Annotated in this window: 11 protein-coding genes; 4 read left to right on the forward strand and 7 right to left on the reverse strand. The window is 70.8% G+C overall.

The features are described 5' to 3' along the window. The 6 genes from IE312_RS37630 to IE312_RS37655 all read right to left on the reverse strand — a co-directional run. On the reverse strand, nucleotides 1–229 hold a 229-nt coding region (locus IE312_RS37630), incomplete at its 3' end, for a peptidylprolyl isomerase (RefSeq protein WP_229900937.1). A gap of 473 nt (nucleotides 230–702) precedes the next feature. Further along, on the reverse strand, nucleotides 703–1311 hold the full coding sequence (locus tag IE312_RS37635; protein ID WP_189986805.1) for an alkaline shock response membrane anchor protein AmaP: 609 nt from the start codon (nucleotides 1309–1311) through the stop codon (nucleotides 703–705). A 30-nt stretch (nucleotides 1312–1341) separates the two neighbouring features. Continuing rightward, complete coding sequence (locus IE312_RS37640) at nucleotides 1342–1821, reverse strand: DUF6286 domain-containing protein (protein WP_229900938.1); 480 nt, start codon at nucleotides 1819–1821, stop codon at nucleotides 1342–1344. 262 nt (nucleotides 1822–2083) lie between these two features. Then, the gene (locus tag IE312_RS37645) at nucleotides 2084–2491 is read right to left on the reverse strand and encodes an Asp23/Gls24 family envelope stress response protein (protein ID WP_189986807.1); all 408 of its coding nucleotides are present in this window, start codon (nucleotides 2489–2491) and stop codon (nucleotides 2084–2086) included. Beyond that, a complete protein-coding gene (locus tag IE312_RS37650; protein ID WP_189986814.1) occupies nucleotides 2488–2658 on the reverse strand; it encodes a hypothetical protein in 171 nt (56 codons plus the stop codon). Before IE312_RS37650 ends, IE312_RS37645 begins: the two co-directional genes overlap by 4 nt. 73 nt (nucleotides 2659–2731) lie before the next feature. Further along, entirely contained in the window at nucleotides 2732–3220 is a 489-nt protein-coding gene (locus tag IE312_RS37655) for an Asp23/Gls24 family envelope stress response protein (protein ID WP_189986808.1), read from the reverse strand. A gap of 156 nt (nucleotides 3221–3376) precedes the next feature. Here IE312_RS37655 and IE312_RS37660 point away from each other — a divergent pair, with 156 nt between their 5' ends. From IE312_RS37660 to IE312_RS37675, 4 genes are all read left to right on the forward strand, one after another. Beyond that, nucleotides 3377–3967 (forward strand): RNA polymerase sigma factor, encoded by a 591-nt coding sequence (locus IE312_RS37660; RefSeq protein ID WP_189986809.1) that lies wholly within the window; start codon nucleotides 3377–3379, stop codon nucleotides 3965–3967. 284 nt (nucleotides 3968–4251) lie between these two features. Further along, complete coding sequence (locus tag IE312_RS43660; protein WP_229900939.1) at nucleotides 4252–4617, forward strand: hypothetical protein; 366 nt, start codon at nucleotides 4252–4254, stop codon at nucleotides 4615–4617. Further along, nucleotides 4614–4991, forward strand: coding sequence for a hypothetical protein (locus IE312_RS37670; RefSeq protein WP_189986811.1), 378 nt, complete (start codon nucleotides 4614–4616; stop codon nucleotides 4989–4991). Before IE312_RS43660 ends, IE312_RS37670 begins: the two co-directional genes overlap by 4 nt. A gap of 831 nt (nucleotides 4992–5822) precedes the next feature. Continuing rightward, nucleotides 5823–6455 carry a hypothetical protein gene (locus tag IE312_RS37675; RefSeq protein WP_189986812.1) on the forward strand — a complete coding sequence of 211 codons (633 nt, stop codon included), beginning with the start codon at nucleotides 5823–5825 and terminating at the stop codon, nucleotides 6453–6455. A gap of 222 nt (nucleotides 6456–6677) precedes the next feature. Here IE312_RS37675 and IE312_RS37680 read toward each other — a convergent pair. Next, nucleotides 6678–7309 (reverse strand): hypothetical protein (locus tag IE312_RS37680; RefSeq protein WP_229900940.1); only part of this gene is annotated, 632 nt, incomplete at its 5' end.

The raw sequence follows: 7309 nt of genomic DNA on the forward strand, positions 1-7309 counted from the left end.
TGAAGGGGTCCCCGCCCTGGATCATGAACCCGGGGATGACCCGGTGGAAGAGGGTGCCGTCGTACAGCGGTGTGCCCATCATCGACTGACCCGAGGCGGGATCCGTCCAGTCGATGGTGCCCGTCGCCAGGCCGACGAAGTTCTTGACTGTCTTGGGTGCCCGGTCCTCCTCGAGGCGGACCACGATTTCGCCGAGAGAGGTGTCGCTGGCCCGGGTCCACGATCTCATCGCCGGCGAGGTGCTGAGCATCCCCCAGGGGCGGCCCTTCCCGCTCGCACGCTTCGCCGAAGCCGTCGCGCTCGCCGAAGCACCAGACCCAGGACGAGGGGTCGCAAGCGGCCCTGAGGGTGCGACCACGACATCCCGAAGCCACCGGATGAAGCGCCCGCCGTTCGGCCGGCGCGGTACGCCGGTGTCGACTCATCACGAGAGGGTGCAGGCCGCCGCTGGGACCACACGCATCCCAGGTCAACGTCCAACATGCCGCGAGGACACCGCGCAGAACGTCGCGAACATGACAGAGCTGCCCTGGTGGTTCGGGCGCTACCTTGCGGGCCATCTACCGCGCACATGGGCAACCAGTGGCCTTGTTCGTCTCTTGGGACAGCAGTTGGTGGCGGATTTGGAAGGAAAATAGTTGATCAACTAGCCCAATAAAGTCGACGTAGAGCAGCCGCAGCGCGCAAACGGCCGGTTCCCCCTTACTCCGCGCGGTGTGGTTTGTGATGGGCGATCTGCAGACGGACCTCGGTGGGTAGCTCAGGGCGGCCGGTGGACCGGCGAGCGGTGTTGAGCGGGCCCTCGCAAAGGGCACCGAGGGCGGCGCCCGGTGCGGCCGCCGGGGTGAGGGTGAGCTTGACGCGGGCGCGGGGGTGAGCGGGCCGGCCGGTGATGTGTACGGCCGCATGCTCGACGCCCGGCAGAGCGCCGGCTTCGCTCGCGATCGCGTCGCTGAGTGCGCGGGCGCGCAGTTCGACGCCCTCCTGCGGTGGTTTGCCGCCGACGGACAACGCTCCGGGGCGGCGGCGGCTGAGCTGGGCGAGCAGCCATCCCAGGGCGAGCGTGGCGGCGAGGACGAGGGCGGCGATGACCGCGGGCCACCACCACCAGCCCTGGCTGCTCCAGCGGGCCCGGTCGGCGGAGCCGAGCAGGACGTCGTCCGGGGTGATCAGGGGCCAGCCCGTGGGTGGGGTCAGGTGGTGTCGCCGGTAGAGGTCGAGCCCTGCGAACAGCACCAGCAGCCCGCCGCCTAGCAGGACCAGTCCGGCCAGGGCCAGCAGACTGCGGTTGAGGGCGGATCGCTGTGTCATGGTGCGGGCTCCGGTGCTGGGGGTTTCCGGTCAGTTGGTGCGTGGCCGCACCCGTACGACGATGCGGGCAGGAAGGGCGAGGGTCAGCCGGTCGCGTTCCTCGCCGAGGACGGTGGTGAGGTCGTCCTTCACCTGCCGGGGGTCACGGAAGCGGACGTCCGCATGCGCTGTGATGCGGTGACGCCCCACTCGGATTCGCGCCGCGCCGACTCCGGGAACCCTCATCGCGGCGTCGCGCAGCACGTCGGCGGCGCCGTCGCGGTTTAGGCAGGCCCGCAGCCGCGGGCAGTCGGCGGGGGTGCGCTGGGGCAGCCAGTGGCGTAGACCGGGGGTGAGGGCCAGGACTATCAGCCAGACGCCTACGGCGGCGGCCACGGCCGCTCCCGTCAGCATCCACACGTCGTCCACGGTGCGCGTGGCCAGTTCGTCGGCCAGATTTCGTCGCCAGGCCGCCGCCGGGCGGCCCGCCCGTACGGCGATGACGTCGACCAGCGCCGCGACCGCAGCCACGACGATCACCGAGGCGACCAACGCCGCCGGAATACGCCGCGCGGACCACGGCCGGTGGGTCCGACGCCCTGCACTGCACGCACCGGACGCGAGGTCCGGGCCGGACACGTCGCGGTCGGGTGCTTCGGATTCCTTCGTCAGCGGCGGCACCGTGGCACGGGAAGCGGACGGCGCGGAGCGGCGGTCGGGAGGGCCGGGATCGGGTGTCATCGTGGGGCCCCCTCCCCCATGGCGTATCCGGCGCGCCAGGCCGCGTGGCTGCTCACCGGACCCGCACCCGGCTCGTGTCGGCAGCGGTCATCAGCCGCCGGACGGTCAGGACGACCTCTCCCACCCGCAGGCCGGTCAGCTGCGCCACTTTTTCGGCGACGTCCTGCTGGATCCGTTCGCACACGCCGGGGATGTCGGTGGGGTAGGGGAGATCCAAGGTCAGATGCAGACGCACGGAACCGGCACGGACGGCGGCGGAGGCGCCAGGTGCCTCGGGGTTGCCCCGGTCGGGGGGGACGGCGGCGCGCCGTGACTGGGCCGCGCGTGCGGCCTGGGCGGCGATGCGGGCCACCACCCTGTCCGGGATGACGGTGGCGCCCCGCTCGGCAGGGGGCGGCAGGCCAGCGGCGCGCGCCGGCGGGTCAGAGCCCTCGCCAGGCGAACCTTGCCGGGTCTTCACCGCTGTCTCCGTGTCCGGAGGTCGAGGTCGCCCTGCACGACGAGGCCGACGATCAGCCCAGCCGCCCCCAGGACGAGGATCAGCAGAAATGCCCAGAAGCCACCGAAGTAACCGGCGAAGCCCAGGGCCATGCCGGCCACGAGGCCCGTCGTTCCTGCGTTCATCATGCACTCACCCGTCTCGCGGACGTACGTCGCCGTCCGCCCGATCACCCGCGCCCGCACGGGACACGGTGGTGGATCACCTCACGCGACCCTGGTCCGGTTCGGCCTCTTCCTCCTCGTCGGGGAGGTGGACGTCGTCGACGGCGATGTTCACCTCGACGACCTCCAGTCCCGTCATCCGCTCCACGGCGCTGATGACATTGGTCCGTACGCCGCCGGCGACATCCACGATGGAGACGCCGTACTCGACGACGACGTCGAGGTCCACGGCGGCCTGACGCTCGCCGACCTCGACTTTCACTCCGCGGGTGACGGCTCCGCCTCCACCTCCGCCGGGGACGCGTTCCCGCATGGCGCCGAAGGCGCGGGCCATCCCCGCTCCCAGGCTGAAGATGCCGGGTACCTCGCGGGCGGCCATGCCCGCTATCTTGGCCACCACGCCGTCCGCGATGGTGGTCTTCCCCCGTGTCTCGGCCGGCGCTCCGGCCCCGGTACGGCCCTTCAGCGCGCTCACGCCCGCATCCGGCTGGCTGCCCCCGCCCACGCTGGTGATGTTCTCCGTCATGGCGGTCGCCTCGATCGATAGGTCGGACACCGGTGGGGTGCCCGTCGAAAGGTTGGACATAGAGGGCGACCGATTCCTCACACCCGCGGCATGTGACGTGCATCACAGGTCAACCCTTCGGGTACCCGGACAGTCCAAGCCTGGTGTGTGGGCGCCATGATCGAACACGTTGCATCCTCTTCGCCGGATCGCGGACTGCTGGGACGCGACCTGCCGGACCGTCTGCTGGCCGTACGGGCGGCCGAGGGGGACGAGGACTCCTTCGCCGTTCTCGTCCAACGGCACGGCCGATCCCTCCTCGCCTTGGCCCGCTGCATGCTCGGCAACCCCCAGGACGCCGAGGATGCGGTCCAGGACGCCTTCGTCAGCGCCTGGCGGCGACTGCCGGAATACCGCCACAGCGCGGAGTTCCGCACCTGGATATATCGGATCACCGTCAACCGCTGCCTGACCATGCGCCGGCGCCGACCGCCGCCCCTGCCCCTGGACGCCGTCGGCGAGCCCGCGGCGGAAGACGCCTGGAGCCAACCCGCCCGATCCGCCGAGCACGACGCGGCCACCACCGCCCTGTCCCACGCGCTCGCCGAAATGGACGCCGGCCAGCGGCTCTGCTGGATTCTGAGAGAAGTGCAGGGCCTGTCCTACAAGGAGATCGCCCACGTGACGCGGACCAGCGAACAAACGGTTCGGGGCAGACTGTTCAGGGCGCGCCGGTCCCTGCAGGAGGCGATGGACCCATGGCGCTAGACGACCCGCACGCGCGGCCTACCGAACCCCCCGGAGCCGACGGGCCCCGAACCGGCCCAGCCGCCGGTATTCCCCCGTTCCCAGGTGATGAGGTACTGCCTTGCGGCCGACTGCTCAGCCGGGTCTGGGAACAGGCCCTGGACGCGGCACCGGCCACGGACCCGCACACCGTCTCCTGTCCACACTGCCGCGAGGCCGTAGAGGGACTGGCCACGCTGAACGCGGCCGCCCGGGCGCTGCGCGCCGAGGCTCCCGTCGGCCTCCACGCACTCGCCGACCGCGTCATGAACATCGTCAGCGCAGAGGTACGGCTCGGGCGGCTGCTGCCCCTGGCCGACCCTGTCCGGGACCTGAGGATCTCGGAGAACGCCGCGGCGAAGGTACTGCGGCAGGCCGCGGACACGGTCCCCGGCGCCACGGCCGCGACCTGCCGGCTCCTACCCGAGGGCGACGGCACCGGCGTGCGGGTGACCATGACCCTGGCCGCCGCTCTCGACGGCCCGCTCCCCGACCGGGTCCACCAGGTACGCCGATCGGTCTTCCACTCTGCCGTACAGGACCTGGGTCTTGATGTGACGGCCGTGGACATCACCGTGGTCGACCTCCTGGAGCCGGACCCGCTCCTCCCACCCGGCGGTGGTCCATCATGACCGTCATCCGCACGACCCTCTGCGGTGTCGCCGCCGAAGCGGCCCTCGCGGTTCCCGGCGTAACGGGCCTGCAACCCCGTCTCTCCCGCCGCCTCGCGGCAGCCGCCGCGCCCACCCTGACGGACGCCATGCTGTACCACACACCGGCGCCCGAGGCGGCTATCCGCGCCGACCGGGCGCCGGGTGGTTCAGGATGGCACATCGAGGTGCGCTGCAACCTGGCCACGGGCCGGCGGGCGCTGGACGTCGCACAGAACGTCCACGACCGGGTGGGGGCCGCCGTCATCTCCCACCTCGCCGCCCTCGACGCCGTGGAGCGGGTCACCGTCGAGGTCACCGTGACCCGCATCGCCGCCTGGCACGACGGGGCGTGAGGCCGGCTGCGCGTTCCTCCTGGCAGCAGCCGACAATAGAGGCCAGCAGTTGCTCCTTCCGTACTACGGCGGCCGTTCGAACTCCGCCAAGGCGACCTAGAGGCCGAACGGGCAGCCAATCGGGACCTGACCCGTCCTCTCAACCGGTGTGGTTGACCACGACCCGCCCACCTCCCAAGTCTCACAGGTGCTACCCGCGCACTGCCTTCGTCCCGTCCAGTTTCCGCCCCGGCCGGGCTGGCCGCGGTAGGGGGCGAGGAGGTCTGCGTCGATGAGGACGGCCAGTTCCTGGGCTGGGTCGCCGTGGTCTCCCGGTTTCCGACCGGTGCGCGGATGCCAGCGTTGTCCGTCGGAGCCGGTCCGCGGGACCGCCGTGCGGATCGCGCTCGTGGTCCTCGCCTGGTGCCCCCGATCCGCTCCATCAGCAGCGGGCCCTGCAAGCCCTCTACGGCTGACCTGACGGACACAAAACCTGGGGACGGGGCGGTGCCGGCGGAGCTCGTAGGCGACACGCAACGTCACGACGCCGAAGACCAGACAGTGAGCCGAAGAGCAGGATGCACCAGCGTGGGATGTCGACGAGCGCGCCCCACACGGCCCAGGCCAGTGCGGCCTACCGATAATGGTGGTGCTGACGTATTTCCAAAATCCCGCTACGGATGGCCACTGGCCCGTTCGTTCGGCCTGTGCTGTCCGTGTTGGCAATGATGCCCTGTCCTTGCAGGCCACGTGGCCCGGCGGCGGCCTGGTGCTGGGCCTCGCGCCGGTACGGTTCGCCGATCGGGATAACCAGCGATGACATGCGGTGAACGGTCGTGGCACAGTCGCCGCATGTCCAACGACATCGCCTATCCGGTCTTCCGCACTCCTCACCTCGCACTCGCCTTGAGCACTGCGCGTCGTCTGATGGAGTTCGGTCAGCGGGAGTACTCCGCCGTCTGCGTGTATGCAGAACTCCACTCCGTCGCTGAGGTGCAGCGCGTGGCAAAGGAACTGCCCGAGGGCCGGTTCAGGGGGCGAGAGGAGTGCGGGGAGTTCGACGGGGTGCCGTGGGAGGATCAGCCCGCGCTGGTCGTCGGTGTCAGGGGGCCGGGGCTGCCGGTCGACCCGGCCGCCTATGAGGGAAGGATGCCGGTTGAGTGTGAACTGGACGGCCTGCCCGTCGGCAGTATCGAGGACGCCTTCACTGCGGCCATCGGCTTGAACCGAGGCTGGATCAACTGGGAGGGGCTGCGTTGGCCGGACGCGCCCGAGGTGGGCTTCGACGGCGAGTCCAAGCACGCCGAGGTGACGCTGCTCTTCAACACGCCCACCCTCGAACTCAATGAACACGCCGACGACCACACCGTCCTCGTCCACGTCCGTAGCGTCTGCGTCGACGGCCGCGAGAGGCGGGAGCCGTACGCGCACTGGATTGCCGAGCAGGTGGGACTCGCGGTCGTCGGGCCCGCGCAGCGGTGGTGAAGCCGGCCGGCCCGCACCGATGCGGTTCGGCGCCGGGTCACCCCAGTCCCCGCCGGAGCACCCGGATCGTCGAAAACCTCCGACCGGGCCGGCCAGTGCGGTTCCGGCGGCCATGCGCAGACGGCTACGCCGGACATCCATTGCGCTGACGACTCACGCCCGGTCGGGGACGACCTGGCGTGCGACCGGGGCACAAAGCCGCCCTCGCCTCGCCGCACTTGCCTACGGCGAAGGTGAGTTGCCTCTGCGGGACTGCAGCGCTCGGCTGCGCCAAGCACCCAGGCCGGCATCCGTGAACTCACAGGTGACGCCCTCGCCCCAATCACCGTCCTCGTGCCACACGGCCGGGGCGGCCAGGGTGGTGAGGAGTTCGCGAGCCGGTATGACGGTGAAGCTCCCATTTCGCCCGGGGTAGTAGTGCACCTCGATCCAGCCCCGTTCCACCCATTGGATCAGCGGCGCGATCTGCGGCTCGACCCAGGCGAGGCTTTCGTCGCGGCCCGACCCGTCCTCCGGGCTTTCGAGGACGCCATAGGGGCCGGTCAGCCAGCCACTGGCTTCGGCCGTGCAGATCAGCAGCGTCTCTTCAACCGGAGTCCGCTCCCCCGGAGGAGGAAACCCACCCGACGCGGGGGCCGGGAAGGCGTCGGCCTGCCACCGCGCGTGGACAGCCTCCGGTGCCGACAGCCAAACGGCTCCCATGGATGTCGTGGTCGTCATCCATCGCTCCTGGGCGCTCAGCACCTCCTGCACCTCTTGGCCACCGAGTACCGGGCCGGTTGTCCCGGGTCGCGCGCCGTCCGCGACGCGAACCTCGATCAGCCCCCGTCCGACCAGGTCCAGGGCTGTCTCCG

It is taken from the genome of Streptomyces capoamus, from assembly GCF_014654935.1.
GTDB classification, from domain to species: Bacteria; Actinomycetota; Actinomycetes; order Streptomycetales; family Streptomycetaceae; genus Streptomyces; species Streptomyces capoamus.

Coding starts and splice junctions, on each gene's coding strand:
- IE312_RS37635 (WP_189986805.1), bottom strand. CDS start 1,311: ATGACACAGCGATCCGCCCTCAACCGCAGTCTGCTGGCCCTGGCCGGA.
- IE312_RS37650 (WP_189986814.1), bottom strand. CDS start 2,658: ATGATGAACGCAGGAACGACGGGCCTCGTGGCCGGCATGGCCCTGGGC.
- IE312_RS37655 (WP_189986808.1), bottom strand. CDS start 3,220: ATGACGGAGAACATCACCAGCGTGGGCGGGGGCAGCCAGCCGGATGCG.
- IE312_RS37660 (WP_189986809.1), top strand. CDS start 3,377: ATGATCGAACACGTTGCATCCTCTTCGCCGGATCGCGGACTGCTGGGA.
- IE312_RS43660 (WP_229900939.1), top strand. CDS start 4,252: ATGAACATCGTCAGCGCAGAGGTACGGCTCGGGCGGCTGCTGCCCCTG.
- IE312_RS37670 (WP_189986811.1), top strand. CDS start 4,614: ATGACCGTCATCCGCACGACCCTCTGCGGTGTCGCCGCCGAAGCGGCC.
- IE312_RS37675 (WP_189986812.1), top strand. CDS start 5,823: ATGTCCAACGACATCGCCTATCCGGTCTTCCGCACTCCTCACCTCGCA.